This is a genomic window from Pseudochelatococcus sp. G4_1912, from assembly GCF_047501465.1.
Lineage (GTDB): Bacteria > Pseudomonadota > Alphaproteobacteria > Rhizobiales > Beijerinckiaceae > Pseudochelatococcus.
Genome location: NZ_JAZDRL010000002.1, coordinates 785982 through 802008 on the forward strand (window position 1 = coordinate 785982; position 16027 = coordinate 802008).

General features: G+C 56.1%; 12 protein-coding genes and 1 other RNA gene. All 13 read left to right on the forward strand.

Going from position 1 to position 16027, the window contains the following annotated elements:
* Window positions 1–565: 565 nt before the first annotated feature.
* Entirely contained in the window at window positions 566–1348 is a 783-nt protein-coding gene (locus VRZ32_RS10770) for a lytic transglycosylase domain-containing protein (RefSeq protein WP_414525730.1), read from the forward strand.
* Between the two features lie 71 nt (window positions 1349–1419).
* An RNA gene (rnpB, locus tag VRZ32_RS10775) (RNase P RNA component class A) lies at window positions 1420–1815 on the forward strand.
* Between the two features lie 239 nt (window positions 1816–2054).
* Window positions 2055–3074, forward strand: coding sequence for a 16S rRNA (cytosine(1402)-N(4))-methyltransferase RsmH (gene rsmH, locus VRZ32_RS10780; RefSeq protein WP_414525731.1), 1020 nt, complete (start codon window positions 2055–2057; stop codon window positions 3072–3074).
* On the forward strand, window positions 3074–3457 hold the full coding sequence (locus VRZ32_RS10785; RefSeq protein WP_414525732.1) for a hypothetical protein: 384 nt from the start codon (window positions 3074–3076) through the stop codon (window positions 3455–3457). The genes rsmH and VRZ32_RS10785 overlap by 1 nt, the downstream gene beginning before the upstream one ends.
* A 54-nt stretch (window positions 3458–3511) precedes the next feature.
* On the forward strand, window positions 3512–5338 hold the full coding sequence (locus VRZ32_RS10790; protein ID WP_414525733.1) for a peptidoglycan D,D-transpeptidase FtsI family protein: 1827 nt from the start codon (window positions 3512–3514) through the stop codon (window positions 5336–5338).
* Window positions 5339–5582: 244 nt separating this feature from the next.
* Complete coding sequence (locus VRZ32_RS10795; protein WP_414525734.1) at window positions 5583–7052, forward strand: UDP-N-acetylmuramoyl-L-alanyl-D-glutamate--2,6-diaminopimelate ligase; 1470 nt, start codon at window positions 5583–5585, stop codon at window positions 7050–7052.
* Between the two features lie 47 nt (window positions 7053–7099).
* Window positions 7100–8530 carry a UDP-N-acetylmuramoylalanyl-D-glutamyl-2,6-diaminopimelate--D-alanyl-D-alanine ligase gene (locus tag VRZ32_RS10800; RefSeq protein WP_414526199.1) on the forward strand — a complete coding sequence of 477 codons (1431 nt, stop codon included), beginning with the start codon at window positions 7100–7102 and terminating at the stop codon, window positions 8528–8530.
* Between the two features lie 46 nt (window positions 8531–8576).
* Window positions 8577–9680 carry a phospho-N-acetylmuramoyl-pentapeptide-transferase gene (mraY, locus tag VRZ32_RS10805; RefSeq protein WP_414525735.1) on the forward strand — a complete coding sequence of 368 codons (1104 nt, stop codon included), beginning with the start codon at window positions 8577–8579 and terminating at the stop codon, window positions 9678–9680.
* A gap of 1 nt (window position 9681) precedes the next feature.
* Window positions 9682–11055 (forward strand): UDP-N-acetylmuramoyl-L-alanine--D-glutamate ligase, encoded by a 1374-nt coding sequence (gene murD / locus VRZ32_RS10810; protein WP_414525736.1) that lies wholly within the window; start codon window positions 9682–9684, stop codon window positions 11053–11055.
* Window positions 11056–11088: 33 nt separating this feature from the next.
* Entirely contained in the window at window positions 11089–12237 is a 1149-nt protein-coding gene (locus VRZ32_RS10815) for an FtsW/RodA/SpoVE family cell cycle protein (protein ID WP_414525737.1), read from the forward strand.
* A complete protein-coding gene (gene murG, locus VRZ32_RS10820; protein WP_414525738.1) occupies window positions 12230–13372 on the forward strand; it encodes an undecaprenyldiphospho-muramoylpentapeptide beta-N-acetylglucosaminyltransferase in 1143 nt (380 codons plus the stop codon). Before VRZ32_RS10815 ends, murG begins: the two co-directional genes overlap by 8 nt.
* Before the next feature lie 60 nt (window positions 13373–13432).
* Entirely contained in the window at window positions 13433–14845 is a 1413-nt protein-coding gene (murC, locus tag VRZ32_RS10825; protein ID WP_414525739.1) for a UDP-N-acetylmuramate--L-alanine ligase, read from the forward strand.
* Entirely contained in the window at window positions 14842–15771 is a 930-nt protein-coding gene (murB, locus tag VRZ32_RS10830) for a UDP-N-acetylmuramate dehydrogenase (protein ID WP_414525740.1), read from the forward strand. The genes murC and murB overlap by 4 nt, the downstream gene beginning before the upstream one ends.
* Window positions 15772–16027: the final 256 nt, after the last annotated feature.

Here is a 16027-nt window from a genome sequence, read left to right on the forward strand (position 1 = left end):
GGCCTTTATGCAATTTATTTCGCCGATTTGATGCCCGATGTGCGCGTTGTCAATTTTTTGCCGCAGGCCGTCATCTGTTTAGTTTGTGTTTTTATGAGTATAATATGGATAACAAAACGAAAATCAGATGTATAAATGAATATTTATATATGTCTTTTTGTATATCAATACGTATTATTTATTATGAACAGAAGATTGCCGCATTTGGCCTGTGTAAGTGCGCTCCATCACGGTCGGGGGGCTAGTGGAGACTGGCGTATTTGTGGTCATGATTTCGGTGTTGTCTGCCTAACCTGTAGGGACGCATATCGATATTGAGACTGATCCAGCATGCTGCTTTTGCATGTTGGTCATCTGACTAGTGAGGCCACCCCATATGGGGGAGCTCACCGCCCACCGGCAACGGAGTCTCCTGAATATTCGTAGACCTTGTCGAAGCGTATAGCGCGCTTCGGGGAGGCTTTTTGCTGGTTTTGCCGTTGGCGAGCGTGGTGGTTCTTTGACGAGAGCAATATCCATGTCTGTGGCGGGCCGGCCAAGGAGCAGTCGTTTGAGAAGAGTTCATATGTTCACGCTGGCCGCTGTGATGGCTGGAGCGCTGGGGAGCATCCCCGCTCAGGCAGCAGGTAATGCCGACGTTTACAACTTTTTCGCTGGCGAGAAGGCTAAAGCAACAGCGTCCAGCGCGCCTGGTGCGGCTATCAATAAGGTTTCTGACAAGAGTGCCGACCGCAAGGTCCTTAGTAAAAGCACCAAGATCAATAAGGTGAGCAACACACGTCGTGGTAAAACCGCGCGTCGGAAGTCTGGCAATGATCTGCCAAACCGGATTGCACCCGCGCATCTTGCTGTTAAGGATGTCGAAGCAGAAACGCGCCATGTCCCTGGCCGTAAGGCGCTGGGATATGACGCTCCTTCTCGCGAGCGCTACCGTGCGCTTATCGCCAAGCATGCAGCTGAGAACGGCCTGCCATTCGCGATTGGTGATGCAGTCGTGCGGGTCGAAAGCCGCTATCAGCCGCATGTCACGAACGGCGGAGCTGTCGGTCTGATGCAGATTAAGCCCAGAACCGCGCGTGGCCTTGGTTTTCAGGGCGATGTTAAAAGTTTGATGAATCCTGAAACCAATATCAAATACGGCATGAAATATCTTGGCCAGGCTTATCGTCTCGCCAATGGTGATACCTGCGGTATGGTGATGCGCTATCAGAGCGGGCATTATGCCAAGCGGATCAACAGGGCCAATCTGGCTTACTGCGCCAAGGTGCGCACAATTGTTGCCAGCCTTGGTACAGAAGTGGCGCTGGCTGAAGTGAAGACTGTCGATACCGCGACCATGGTAGATTAATCCACCTGATTGCAAGAAGACGGCTTGCAGGCACTTGACCGCAGACGCTGGCAACACTATCCCGTGAGATGTCAGTTGGCCGGACGGCCGCTGCCCGTAAGGGTGGAGGAAAGTCCGGGCTCCACGGAAACACGGTGCCGGATAACGTCCGGCGGGGGTGACCTCAGGGATAGTGCCACAGAAAACAAACCGCCCCGGATGCGTTTGGGGTAAGGGTGAAAAGGTGCGGTAAGAGCGCACCGCGGTACCGGCAACGGGAACGGCAAGGTAAACCCCACCGGGAGCAAAACCGAATAGGGATGACGAGACTCCCGATCTTGATCGAGGCAGTCAGGGGCGTTTCCGCGCCAGTCGTCCGGGTTGGTTGCTAGAGTCGGCTGGTAACAGTCGTCACAGATGAATGGTCGTCACGTGGGTGCTGAGAGGTATCCGCCATACAAAACCCGGCTTATAGGCTGACTGACACCAAAGCTGCGAAGGGTGCTTTTGCTCTTCGCAGCTTTATTTTTTGCCAATCACGCGAAAATGACCGGCGGCTCAACTGTTCATTAACCCTAACGGGGTTTTGATGGTGGCGGAAGCATCGGTCATGGTGGCCCTGATTCTGTTGACGTCCATCAGGATCTGCGCGCCCCCTGGTTGGACGGCATGAATTTATGACAATAACGCCCGGCATGTTGGGGCGGGCTTTTGGAGCGGAAAAATAATGACGGCTCGCGATGATGGCTCAGTCCGTCATGTTCCCGTGCTTTTGAACGAGGTGATCACCGCACTCGATCTGCGTGAGGGCGGTGTTTATCTCGATGGCACGTTTGGTGCGGGTGGTTATACCTCGGCCATTCTGGCGCATCCGGGTACGCGGGTTATCGCGCTTGACCGTGATCCCGACGCCATCGCTGGCGGTGCACCGCTGGTTGCGGCGTCCGAGGGACGCTTGACGCTTGTTCAGACTGTTTTTGGTGAGATGGAAGCGGCGGTTGATGAGCAGGGCGTTGGTCTGCTGGATGGCGTGGTGCTCGATATCGGCGTGTCCTCCATGCAGATTGATGAAGGCGAGCGCGGCTTTTCGCTGCGCTTCGATGGCCCGCTCGATATGCGTATGGAGCAGGTGGGCGAAAGCGCGGCCGATGTCGTGAATACAGCTGATGAAGAGCTATTGGCTGACATTATATATAACTTCGGTGAAGAGCGTAAATCGCGGTATATTGCGAAGGCGATTGTTCAGCGGCGGGCGGAAGCGCCTATCACCACAACAGCTGAACTCGCTGAGCTTGTGGCGAGTGTTGTTTGGGCTGAACCGCATGGGCCGCATCCGGCCACGCGCACATTTCAGGCTCTACGCATTTACGTCAATGATGAACTGGGCGAATTGAGCCGGGCGCTGCATGCGGCTGAGCGAGTGCTTAAACCCGGTGGGCGGCTTGTGGTGGTGACGTTCCATTCGTTGGAAGACCGCATCGTCAAGCAGTTTTTGGCGCGTCGTTCGGCGCGCTCGAGCGGTGGGTCGCGGCATATGCCGTTTGAGGTAGGCGAGGCGCCAACCTTTCAGCTTGTTTCACGCGGTGTGGTGACGGCAAGCCACGCGGAGTGCATTGCGAACTCGCGTGCACGCTCTGCCAAGCTGCGTGCGGCTGAGCGCACCCATGCGCCTGTGCAGGCAGAAGATGAAACGGTGATGTCGCTCGCGGCCTTGCCTGAACGGCGTTTTCGCAAGAGGAGGCGCTGATGTTGGTGCGTCTGCTGCATGTTTTGGCGGTTGTGGCCCTCGTAGGGTCTGCTGGTTACGCCTATTCAATCAAGTATGAATCAATTTTCTATGCCGAGAAGCTCTCCAAGCTGAAATCGCAAATTCAGCGCGAGAAGGATGCGATTGCAGCCTCACGCGCTGATTGGCAGTTCCATGTGCGGCCTGATCGGTTGGTGGTTTTGTCCAATCAACATCTGGATTTGAAGCCGCTGAAGATTGAGCAGATCAAGCGTTTCAAGGACGTGCCGGAACGTCAACCCAAGACTGACGAAATTGGCAAGAAGCTGGAAGCCATGGGGCTTTCCGCCTCCACCAGCACCCCCGGCTCTGGCCCTGCGCGCGCCGCGACGGCTACACCATGAGATATGGTGCGCAGATGAACTGGCAGAGCTGGAATCGTAGGAATGAGGTGGGCCATGGATAGTGGGCACAACCAAAACCAGGCAGACCCACACAACGAGGCTGATGCTGGCCACAAGTTGCCGGAATACACTTCATACTATGAAGAGGAGGCAGGCCCCCGGCTGTCAGGGCGCGCACGGTTGTGGCAGTTCATGCATGACGTGTTCCGTATGCGCTCGGACCGTTCGGCGCAGCGTGTGCTGTTGGTCGGGCTGTTTTTCATGGTGCTGTTCGGCACTTTGATCGGGCGGCTTTCATGGATGGCGATGCATCCCAAGGTGCCGGGCGAACTGCGTAGCGGTACGATGGTGGCAGCGGCGCGGCCTGATATTCTGGATCGCACGGGCCTGGTGCTTGCAACCGATATCAAGACTGTGTCGGTGTTCGCTGAACCGCGCAATATCATCGATGCTGATGAAGCAACTGAACTGCTTACGGCTGTGCTGCCCGATCTCAATGCGCGTGATTTGCGCGATAAATTGAGTACCGGAAAAGGCTTCGTCTGGATTAAGCGCCAGATCACGCCGCGCCAGCAGGCTGAGGTGCATCGTCTGGGCATTCCTGGTGTCGGTTTTGTGCCGGAGAACAAGCGTGTCTATCCCAATGGGCCGATTGGTGCGCACGTGCTGGGTTTTGCCAACGTCGATAACGAAGGCATTGCCGGTATTGAAAAATACATGGACAACAAGGGCCTGAAGGCGCTTGCCGGTTATGGTTTTGCCCGCTCCGCAGATGATCTGGAGCCGATTGAGCTTTCGCTTGATCTACGCGCCACAGCGGCTGCGCGTGATGAGTTGATCAAGGGCATGGAGCACTTCAAGGCAAAGGCTGCGGCATCGCTTATTCTGGATGTTAACACGGGTGAGATTGTCTCATTGGTGTCACTGCCGGATTATGATCCCAACAATCCGGTTGATGCGCTGAAGTCTGACCGCATCAACCGCATGATCGTTGGTGTGTTCGAGATGGGGTCGACCTTCAAGGCGCTGACGATTGCCATGGGGCTTGATTCCGGCAAGGCCACGATCAACTCTAACTATGATGCGCGCGGCGGCTTGCATTATGGCCGCTTCACGATCAAGGATTATCATGGCAAGAACCGCATTCTGAGCGTGCCCGAGATTTTCGTGTACTCATCGAACATCGGCACGGCCCGTATTGCTTTGCAGCAGGGTGTACCGGCGCATAAGGCATTCTTGAAAAAGATGGGTCAGCTGGACCGCATGCGCACCGAAATGCCGGAAAGTTCAGCACCGATTTTGCCGCCCAACTGGGGCGAGCTGAATACGATCACGATTTCCTATGGTCACGGTCTCGCTGTTGCGCCGATGCAGGCGGCGGCGGCTGTTGGCGCGCTGGTGAATGGTGGGCAGTTTATTCCTCCAACCTTCCTGAAGCGCAGTGAGGAAGAGGCGCGCGCAAATGCGCCGCAGGTGATCAAGCCCGAAACCAGCGAAGCCATGCGCTTCGTGATGCGCCTCAATGCGGAGCGTGGCTCGGCGGGTAAGGCTAATTCTGCAGTTCCGGGCTATTTCATTGGCGGCAAGACGGGTACGGCGGATAAGGTGATTAACGGTCGCTACGCCAAGAACAAGAACTTCACCACCTTCATGACCATCATGCCGGCGGATGATCCAAAGTATCTGTTCCTGACACTTTACGATGAGCCGCAAGGTCTGCCTGAGACCTATGGTTTTTCGACAGCAGGCTGGAATGCGGGCGTGACGACAGGCAAGATCATGGCGCGTGTGGCTCCTTTGTTGGGCCTGCCACCGCGCTTCGAGCCACCAGTCAACCCCTTCCCCACGATGGCTAAGGCCGGCGCATGGGGCACGCACTGAGAATGTATTGATCTGCGCGCCATGGTGGCCTGCAAATGGAGGCTTTCTGCGCTTCCGGTGCTCACGTACTTATGTACGCTGCGCGCCGGTTCTCGAAAACCACCATTTTCGGCTCACCCTGACGCGAAGCTCAACACATTCTGCGGTCCTCTTTTGGCGCGGCTTTTTATCGATCTTCTTTTTTCGCAAATTGCGTTTCATATGAGGGATTATATGAATGCAATTGTTACAAGTGGCACATGCAATGACCGTCCGCACCGTTTCTCTGATGGCCCTACTTCCAGATGTTTCGGCTCCTGATTTGCCGGTGACAGGGCTGCGTCTGGACTCGCGTGATGTGCAGCCGGGCGATGTGTTCTTTGCTGTGCCAGGTAATAAAAGTGATGGGCTTGCCTTTGCACATGATGCCGCAAACAAGGGTGCTGTGGCCATTGTTGGTGAGGGCGAGCGCCCTGCTGCTCTGGCACCAGCTGTGGCTTACATTCCGGTGGCGAATGTGCGGCAGGCCGTATCAAGGGCCGCTGCGCAGTTTTTTGCACGCCAGCCTGCGGCAATCGTGGCTGTGACAGGCACCAGTGGTAAAAGCTCGGTGGCGGATTTTACGCGTCAGATCTTTTCTGTGCTGGGGCATCAGGCGGCTAGCCTTGGCACCATTGGTGTTGTTGCGCCTTCGGGGGCTGTGTATGGCTCACTGACAACACCAGACAGCATCACGCTGCATCAAACGCTGGATCAATTGGCGGATGAAGGTGTGACGCATCTGGCATTTGAGGCGTCGTCCCACGGTCTTGATCAATATCGCCTTGATGGCGTGCGATTAAAAGCGGCGGCTTTTACCAATCTTGGGCGCGATCATCTCGATTATCACCCTGACGTGGAATCTTATTTGAGCGCCAAGTTGCGCTTGTTTGAGGCGCTTTTGCCGCAGGGCGCGCCCGCTGTCATTAATGCTGATGCGCCTGAAGCAACGCGCGTGGAAGCAGTTGCTAAAGCACGCGGGTTGCCTGTTATCAGTGTTGGTGTTGCAGGCCGCGACATTGCACTGGAAGGTGTAGCGCGGGATGGCTTCGCTCAGCGGTTACGCATTCGTTACGATGGCAAGATGCATGATGTGCGGCTGCCGCTGGCGGGTGATTTCCAGGCTTCGAACGCACTTGTTGCGGCGGGGCTTGCTATTGCTGCTGGAGAGCCTGCTGAACGCGTATTCGCCGCGCTTGAAACCTTGCAGGGCGTTAAGGGGCGCCTGGAGCGGGTGGCCGAGGTTAATGGTGCGCTTGCTATCGTAGATTATGCGCACAAACCTGATGCGCTGGGTTCGGTGCTCGATACATTGCGGGGATATGCAGCTGGCCGATTAATCGTGGTGTTCGGTGCAGGTGGAGATCGCGATCGTGGCAAACGGCCTTTGATGGGGGCAATTGCTGCTGAAAAGGCTGATCTGGCCATCATTACCGATGATAACCCACGTTCCGAAGAGCCTGGCGGCATCCGGGCGGCAATTATGGCAGCTGCGAATGCGGTGCCGGGTGCGCGTGTGATTGAGATCGGTGATCGCATGGCCGCCATTCGTCGTGGTGTACAGGAATTGAAGGCTGGGGATATTCTCGTTGTCGCGGGCAAAGGTCATGAAACGGGCCAGATCATCGGCCAGACAACGATTCACTTTTCCGATCATGAAGCGGTGCTTTCTGCCGTTGCGGAGCTGACAGTATGAGCAAAGTATCAGATAGCACTGCCGCAACGCTCGCACCCCGCGGGACGATGCAATCCGTAGAGACGCTGTGGTCAGCGCTTGATTTGATGCAGGCTATGAATGCCCGCGTGACAAACGCCCAGCCTGAGCGGGTTACGGGCATTTCCATCGATACCCGCACGATAGAGCCGGGCGACCTATTTTTTGCCATTAAGGGCGATAACAGCAATGGTCATGCATATGTTGCACAGGCGCTGAAAAAAGGCGCTGCCGCAGCAGTTGTCGATGAAGCGCATGCGGATGAATTGGTGCATGAGGGGCCGCTCTTTATTGTCAAGGATGTGCTGGAAGCCTTGAGAAACCTTGGCTTGGCAGCAAGATCGCGCACGCGTGCGCGCATTGTTGCAGTCACAGGTTCTGTCGGCAAAACCAGCACAAAGGAAGCTTTGCGTTTGGCGCTTGAGGGGCAAGGGCGCACGCATGCTTCGGCCGCTTCCTACAACAATCATTGGGGGGTGCCGTTGTCGCTTGCACGGATGGCGCGGCCCACACAGTTCGGTATTTTCGAGATCGGCATGAATGCGCCGGGCGAAGTGGGGCCTCTGTCGCAAATGGTGCGCCCCCATGTTGCTATCGTGACAACGGTGGGGCCGGTGCATCTTGAGTATTTTCCTTCTGTGTCGGCAATTGCTGATGCCAAGGGCGAGATTTTTGCTGGCATTGAGCCGGGTGGTGTTGCTGTTCTCAACCGCGATAATGAACATTTTGAACGTCTCAAGGCGCATGCACTTGCATCTCAGGCTGGGCGGATTGTGACGTTTGGTGAGCATGAGAACGCGGATATTCATGCTGAAAAGATCGTGCTGAAGCCCGATCTTTCTGTCGTTGAGGCGCGGGTGTTTGGCACGCAGGTTGTATATCGGCTTGGGTCGCCTGGTCGCCACATGGCGCTCAATAGCCTTGCGGTGCTTGCGGCTGTGCAGGCGATGGGCGGTGATCTGGCGCTGGCCGCGCTTGCAATGGGTGATCTTTCGCCTCCCGAAGGGCGTGGCGAGCGCATGCGGCTTGTCGGGCCGGGCGGAGAATTTCTGCTGATTGATGAGAGCTATAACGCTAATCCGTCCTCAATGACGGCAGCACTCAACACGTTAGGGCAGGCGGCTGTTGGCTTGCGGGGGCGGCGTATTGCAGTGCTGGCTGATATGCTTGAGCTTGGCACGGATAGTAATGATCTGCACGCCTCACTCAAGACGCCAATTGCGGATAACGATGTTGATATCGTGTTCGCGGCTGGTCCTGCGATGCACCATCTTTGGCGCGCGCTGGCCCCCGATGTGCGGGGGGCTTATGCCGAGACGCCGCAAGATCTGGAGAGAGCTGTTCTGCGGGAAGTGCGTGCGGGTGACGCAGTGATGGTGAAGGGCTCGAACGGCACCAAGGTTTCGCGCATTGTCGCGGCACTCAAAAGCCACTTCCCTGCATTGGAAGTGCATAGCTAATCTTATGTTGCGGAAAAAATCAGGGCGTTTCGGAGAGTAAAAGCGCATGTTTATCTGGCTTGCAGAATTAAGTGCCTCCGTGCCGGCGCTGAATGTGTTCCGCTACATCACGTTCCGGGCGGGTGCGGCAACCGCTACTGCCATGTTCTTTGTATTCATGTTCGGCCCCGCTATCATCGCATCATTGCGGGTACGGCAGGGTAAGGGACAGCCAATCCGGTCCGATGGCCCGCAATCGCATCTGGCCAAAAAAGGCACGCCGACGATGGGCGGGCTAATGATCCTATCAGGTGTTTTTGTCTCGGCGCTGTTATGGGCGAACCTCTCCAATCCCTATGTGTGGGTGGTTTTGTTCGTGACGCTTGGCTTTGGTGCGATTGGCTTTTACGATGATTATCTGAAAGTCACCAAGCAGTCACACAAAGGCTTTTCGGGGCGTCTTCGGCTATCCATCGAGGGGCTGATCGGGCTTATCGCTTGTGTGGCGATTATTCTGGCTAGCCGTGAAACCTTGCCGCCCGCACGCGATCTGATGGCGACGTCGATTGCTATACCTTTCTTCAAGGATCTGCTGATTGATCTTGGCTGGTTCTTCGCGGCTTTTGGTGCGTTTGTAATCGTTGGCGCAGGCAATGCGGTCAATCTGACAGACGGGCTTGATGGGCTGGCCATTGTGCCAGTGATGATTGCGGCGGCGACTTTCGGTTTTATCTCTTATCTCGTCGGCAACGCGATTTTCGCCAATTATCTGCAGATCAATTTTGTGCAAGGCGCTGGTGAGCTAGCTGTGATCTGTGGCGCGGTGATTGGTGCTGGCATTGGCTTTTTATGGTTCAATGCCCCGCCCGCGCAGATATTTATGGGCGATACGGGATCGCTGGCGCTCGGTGGCATGCTGGGGGCTATTGCCGTTGCCACGAAGCATGAGATCGTGCTGGCCATCGTTGGCGGGCTGTTTGTGCTTGAGGCGCTTTCTGTGATTGTGCAGGTAGCCTCTTTCAAACTCACGGGTAAGCGTGTGTTCAAGATGGCGCCGATCCACCATCATTTTGAGCAAATGGGCTGGACGGAACCGCAAGTCGTGATCCGCTTCTGGATCATCGCGGTTGTGCTGGCGCTCATCGGCCTTTCGACATTGAAGTTGAGATAAAATGACCCCTGTTACATGCTTCAAAGACAAGCGCGTTCTGGTATTTGGCCTTGGCGGGTCAGGCTTTGCCACGGCTCAGGCGTTGATGGCGGGTGGTGCGAATGTCATTGCCTGGGACGATGGCGAGAAGGGCCGTGACAAGGCGCAAGCGGCGGGAATTAACGTTACCGATCTGCGTGACGTAGATTGGCACGGCGTTGATGCGCTCATCCTGTCACCAGGCGTGCCGCTGACACATCCTGAGCCGCATTGGAGCGTGTTTCAGGCCAAAGCTGCAGGCGTTGAAGTGATTGGTGACATTGAGCTCTTTGTGCGCGAGCGTCGTTTGATCGCGCCCGATGCACCGTTTATCGCCATAACGGGAACCAACGGAAAATCCACAACAACCGCGTTGATCGCGCATCTGCTACGCGAGGCCGGGTGTGATGTCCAGCTTGGCGGCAATATTGGGACGGCTATTCTGTCGCTGGAGCCGCCCGCACCAGGACGCGTGCATGTGGTGGAATGCTCGTCTTTTCAGATTGATCTTGCGCCGAGCCTAAATCCCACGGTTGGTGTGTTGCTGAACCTTACGCCCGATCACATTGATCGTCATGGATCAATGGAGCATTACGCATCCATCAAGGAGCGTCTTGTTGCGGCATCGGATACGGCGATTGTGGGTGTTGATGATGATTATTCAGCAGCCATCGCTCAGCGGATTGCCGAGATGGGTGTGCAGGTTGTGCCTGTGAGTGTTGTGCGGCCGCTGGCGCATGGCTTCCATCTTTCCGGCACGCAGCTTGTGCGGGATGGTGTTGCTGTTGCTGATCTGGCGGGTATCGGCTCGCTGCGTGGCAAACACAATGCCCAGAACGCGGCAGCAGCCTTTGCGGCTGTAACAGCGATTGGTGTGAGCGAAAAAATTGCCGCACGCGGATTGGCAACATTCCCCGGTCTTGCGCATCGTATGGAGGCGGTGGGGCGTAATGGGCAAGTGCTTTATGTCAATGATTCCAAGGCCACTAACGCTGATGCAACTGAAAAAGCGCTGTCTGCTTTCGAGCGTATTTTCTGGATTGCTGGTGGGCGCGCGAAGGAAGGCGGCATCGCCGCGTTAACGGATTATTTTCCAAGAATCGTTCATGCTTATCTCATCGGTGAATCGAGCGCGGACTTCGCTCGCACTCTTGATGGCATCGTGCCCTATACCCTGAGCGGTACGCTCGATCAGGCGGTGCGCGATGCGGCGGAGGCGGCGAGGGGCCATGGTGTGGGAGAAGCAGTTGTGTTGCTATCACCTGCCTGTGCCTCTTACGATCAGTTCCCGAATTTTGAGGTGCGCGGCGATCGTTTTCGGGATGCTGTGCGGGCTTTACCTGGGGTTCAACCGTGACCCTGTGTGACGTCGGTTTGAGGGATTCAAGGTATGGCTTCGCGCGCTGAACGCACCTATGCGGGTGAATGGCTGTGGACGGTTGACCGGCTGTCGCTGGTTGCAATTGGCGCGCTTATGGTGGCCGGGCTTGTCTTTTTGATGGGCGGCGGCCCGCCTGTTGCCGAGCGCCTAGGCTTGTCGGATTTCCATTTCGTCAACCGCCAGTTGTTCCATCTTATTCCCACGGTTTTCATTCTGATGGTGGCATCTATGTTGCCGCCCCGTTATGTGCGTCGCGCGGCGTTGTTGACGTACGTTGGTGGCATGACGCTCATCATTCTGGCCCTCTATATGGGGCCGGAAGTGAAAGGCTCTCGTCGTTGGTTTGTGTTGGGCGGGCTAACGTTGCAGCCTTCCGAGTTCGTGAAGCCTGCATTCGTGGTTCTCACAGCGTGGCTGTTTGCGGAAGGCAATCGACGTAAGGATATGCCAGGCACGCTGCTTGCATTCCTGATGCTGCCGATGACCATCATCCCACTGATTTTACAACCCGATATCGGCCAGACCATGTTGGTGACGATTGTGTGGGCATGCCTGTTCTTTACGGCCGGCTTGCATATGTTCTGGGTGCTTGGCATTGGTGGCGCGGGTATATTGGGGCTTCTTGCAGCTTATCAATTCATCGGCCACGTGCGGGCGCGTATCGAGCGCTTTCTTGATCCATCATCAGGCGACAGTTTCCAGGTCAACACCGCGCTTGATGCATTTGCGCAGGGCAGCTGGTTGGGTAAAGGGCCCGGTGAGGGCACCGTTAAGCGCATTCTACCGGATGCGCACACCGACTTTATTTTCGCAGCTACCGCTGAAGAGTTTGGCATCGCGGTGTGCATTGGCCTCGTGCTGCTGTTCGCATTCATCGTGCTGCGCAGCCTTGTGATGGCGCGGCGTAATGAGGATCCGTTCTGCCGTTTGGCAGCAACCGGACTTGTGACGCTGTTTGGTGTGCAAGCATGCATCAACATGATGGTGAACGTGCATCTGCTGCCGGCAAAGGGCATGACGCTGCCATTCGTCTCTTATGGTGGCTCATCATTATGGTCGCTGGCGTTGGCTATGGGTTTTCTGATCGCATTGACACGTAAACGCCCGCGTGCGGCTATTCTCGATCGCGGCATACCAGCGGATGGTTATAATGGCTGATGCGCCGAACAAAACGCCGTTGGTGATTGTGGCTGCGGGGGGCACAGGAGGGCATCTTTTTCCTGCTGAAGCGCTGACTGTGGCGCTGAAAGAGCGCGGCATCCGGGTGGAGTTGGCAACGGATACACGTGCAGCGCGGTTTGCCGGGAATTTCCCTGCCGATGCGATTATCGAGTTTCCGGCGGCTACACCGTCAGGCCGATCACCGCTGACTGCCATCAAGGCTGTCATGACATTGGCGCGAGGGTTCTTCGCGGCATTCTCTGCGATCAGGGAGCGACGCCCGGCTGTTATTGTTGGCTTTGGTGGATATCCCACGGTGCCGCCGCTTCTGGCAGCGGGACTTCTGCGGGTTCCGATTGTTATCCATGAGCAGAATGCTGTATTGGGGCGCGCCAATTTGCTGCTAAGCAATTGGGCAACGCTCATTGCAACCGGGTTTCCAAAGGTTGGTAAAATACCCAAAGGGGCGCAAAAACGTGTCGCACATGTTGGTAATCCTGTGCGACCTGCGGTCTTGTCGGCGGCTGCTATTCCCTTTCAGCCACTTACCGGCGAGGGCAAACTGAACCTCATTGTCACAGGTGGCAGCCAGGGCGCGCGGGTTATGAGCGATGTCGTGCCATCCGCGATTGAGCTTCTGCCAGAAAATTTGCGCGCACGCCTTTCCATCATCCAGCAGGCCCGCGCGGAGGATTTGGAGCGGGTGCGTGCGCATTATGCACGTTTAGGTGTAGAGGCGGAGGTCGAATCTTTCTTCCCGGATCTGCCGACATGCCTTGCTGTTGCGCATCTTGTGATTGGCCGGGCTGGGGCATCGACTGTTGCTGAGCTTGCAGTCATCGGTCGGCCAGCTATTCTTGTGCCCTTGCCAACTTCACTCGATCAGGATCAGGCGGCTAATGCAGCTGTACTTGTGCGTGCGAAGGCCGCATCTGCTGTGCTACAGAAAGATTTCACGCCACAATGGCTGGCCGATGAGCTGACGAGGCGGTTTGCTGACCCAACCTCATTGCAGCTTGAGGCAGAAGCTGCGAAAACAGCCGGATATCCCGATGCAGCTGAACGGCTGGCGGATCAGGTTTTTAAAGTGGCGCGTGGCGAGTGGTCACCTGTTGCTGTTGAGCAAACGTAGAATCTAACCGTGCCGGGTGTGATCAGCCCTGGTCGGACAACGTATAAAGGAAAGCGGTTCATGAAACTGCCGCGCGAGCTAGGTCCTATCCATTTCATCGGCATTGGCGGCATTGGCATGTCGGGCATTGCCGAGGTGCTGCTCAACCTTGGCTATACGGTGCAGGGCTCGGATGCCAGCGACAACGCTAACGTCAAGCGTTTGCGCGATAAGGGTGCGATGATCTTCACCGGCCATGATGCACACCATGTGGGTGAGGCGGAAGTGGTGGTGGTGTCGACCGCGATCAAGCGCGATAATCCGGAATTGGCTGAGGCACGTCTGCGGCGTTTGCCGGTTGTGCGGCGCGCTGAAATGCTGGCTGAGCTGATGCGCCTCAAGACCTGTGTCGCAATCGCAGGTACGCATGGCAAGACCACGACAACATCGCTGGTGGCAACGCTGCTCGATGGCGGCGGGTTTGATCCGACAGTTATTAATGGTGGCATCATCAACGCCTATGGCACGAACGCGCGTCTGGGTGAAGGTGACTGGATGATCGTTGAGGCCGATGAATCTGATGGCACCTTCCTGAAGTTGCCGGCAGACGTGGCCATTGTTACAAATATCGATCCCGAGCATCTGGATCATTTCGGTACTTATGATGCCGTGAAGAAGGCTTTTCGCGATTTCGTTGAGAACCTGCCCTTCTATGGCTTTGCCGTGATGTGCACTGACCATCCGGTTGTGCAGGATCTGGTGGGCACCATCGAAGATCGCGATGTCATTACTTATGGCGAAAACCCGCAGGCAGATGTGCGCTTGCTCGATATCGATCTGAGTGGCGGCAAGTGCCGGTTCACGGTGCTGATCCGCGAGCGGCTCTCTAATGCAGCGACAGTTATCGATAATCTTGAATTACCTATGCCGGGTTTGCACAACGCATTGAATGCGACTGCCGCTATTGCAGTGGCTTTCAAACTTGGCATGAAGCCAAACGCAATTCGTAAAGCCATACTTGGATTTGGCGGTGTTAAGCGGCGCTTTACACGCACGGGCGAGTGGAATGGCGTGGCGATTTTTGATGATTATGGTCATCATCCAGTAGAAATTGCAGCCGTTCTCAAGGCAGCGCGCGCATCCACAACGGGTCGCGTTATCGCGGTGGTGCAACCCCATCGGTATTCGCGCCTGCAATCGCTGTTCAATGATTTCTGTGGCTGCTTTAATGATGCGGATGCCGTTCTGGTCGCACCTGTGTATGCAGCTGGTGAGGCGCCGATTGAGGGTGCGCTGAGCGAGGATCTCGTTGCAGGGATGCGCGCGCGTGGCCACCGTGAGGTGATTGCTATTGATGGGCCGGATGGGCTCAGCGATAAGGTCAAGGCTATTGTTTCACCTGGCGATTATGTGGTGTTTCTGGGCGCGGGCAGTATCACCAGCTGGGCCTATGCCTTGCCGAACGAACTCGCAGCCACGAGTGCTGCGGCATGACATTTGCCGATATCTCCGCACCGTTCCGCGATGCGGGGCTGCGGGGAAGCCTCGTTGTTAATGCGCCGTTGGCGCCGCTGACATGGTTTCGCACCGGCGGTCCGGCACAGCTGTTATTTACGCCGCAGGATGCTGATGATCTGGCCGCGTTCTTGCGCGTTCTGCCTGCTGATGTGCCACTCCTCGTCATTGGCCTGGGCTCGAACCTGCTGGTGCGGGATGGCGGCATTCCGGGTGCTGTGGTGCGGTTGGGAAAAGGTTTTTCGAATATCACAGTTGAGCCCGGGCATCGCGTACGTGCGGGGGCAGGCGCTGCGGATGTTAAGGTTGCACGCGTTGCGGCAGAAGCTGGCATCGATGGGTTGACGTTCCTGCGTGGCATTCCGGGTGCTATTGGTGGGGCGCTGCGCATGAATGGCGGGGCCTATGGTGGTGATGTCGGACAGGTGCTGGTTGAGGCGCAGGCACTTGATCGGCAGGGCAATCGCATCACGCTCTCACGGGCTGAAATGGGCTTCAGCTACCGGCATTGTGAAGCGCCGGAAGATTTCATTTTTATAGAAGCGCTGTTTGAAGGCACGCCGGGTAACGCCGAAGATATTCTCGCGCGCATGAATGCCATCACGGAAGCGCGCTCTTCCACCCAACCGGTTAACACGCGCACGGGCGGTTCTACCTTCACCAATCCGCCCAACCATAAAGCATGGGAGCTGGTGGATACGGCGGGGTGTCGTGGTTTGCGAATCGGTTCTGCGCAGGTATCTGAATTGCATTGCAATTTTCTGGTGAACTGCGGCGGCGCGACAGCCTCTGATATTGAACAATTAGGCGAAGAAGTGCGCCGAAGAGTCAGTGAAACAAGCGGAATTGTCCTTCATTGGGAAATCAAACGGGTAGGTTTGCCGCTGGAGATGCCCAAATCTTAACTTTGGGGATAAAGAATTTTGTTAAGAGGCCATCGCTGTGAATAACAGCGCATTCAAAGCCGCGAGATCATTCTCGCGGCTTTCATGTTTTGGCGTAAATAATTGAAATAATTTAGTTTTATTGATAGCTGGTGTTAAGGGAACGGTGTTCAGCCTGCCTTGAAAAAATGCAAAAGCATCAACGCTTAACGCGCTGCTTAAACCAAATATTTACCAAAAGGAGCAAGAGTCATCGTTAACGGTGCGTGGTTCGCCC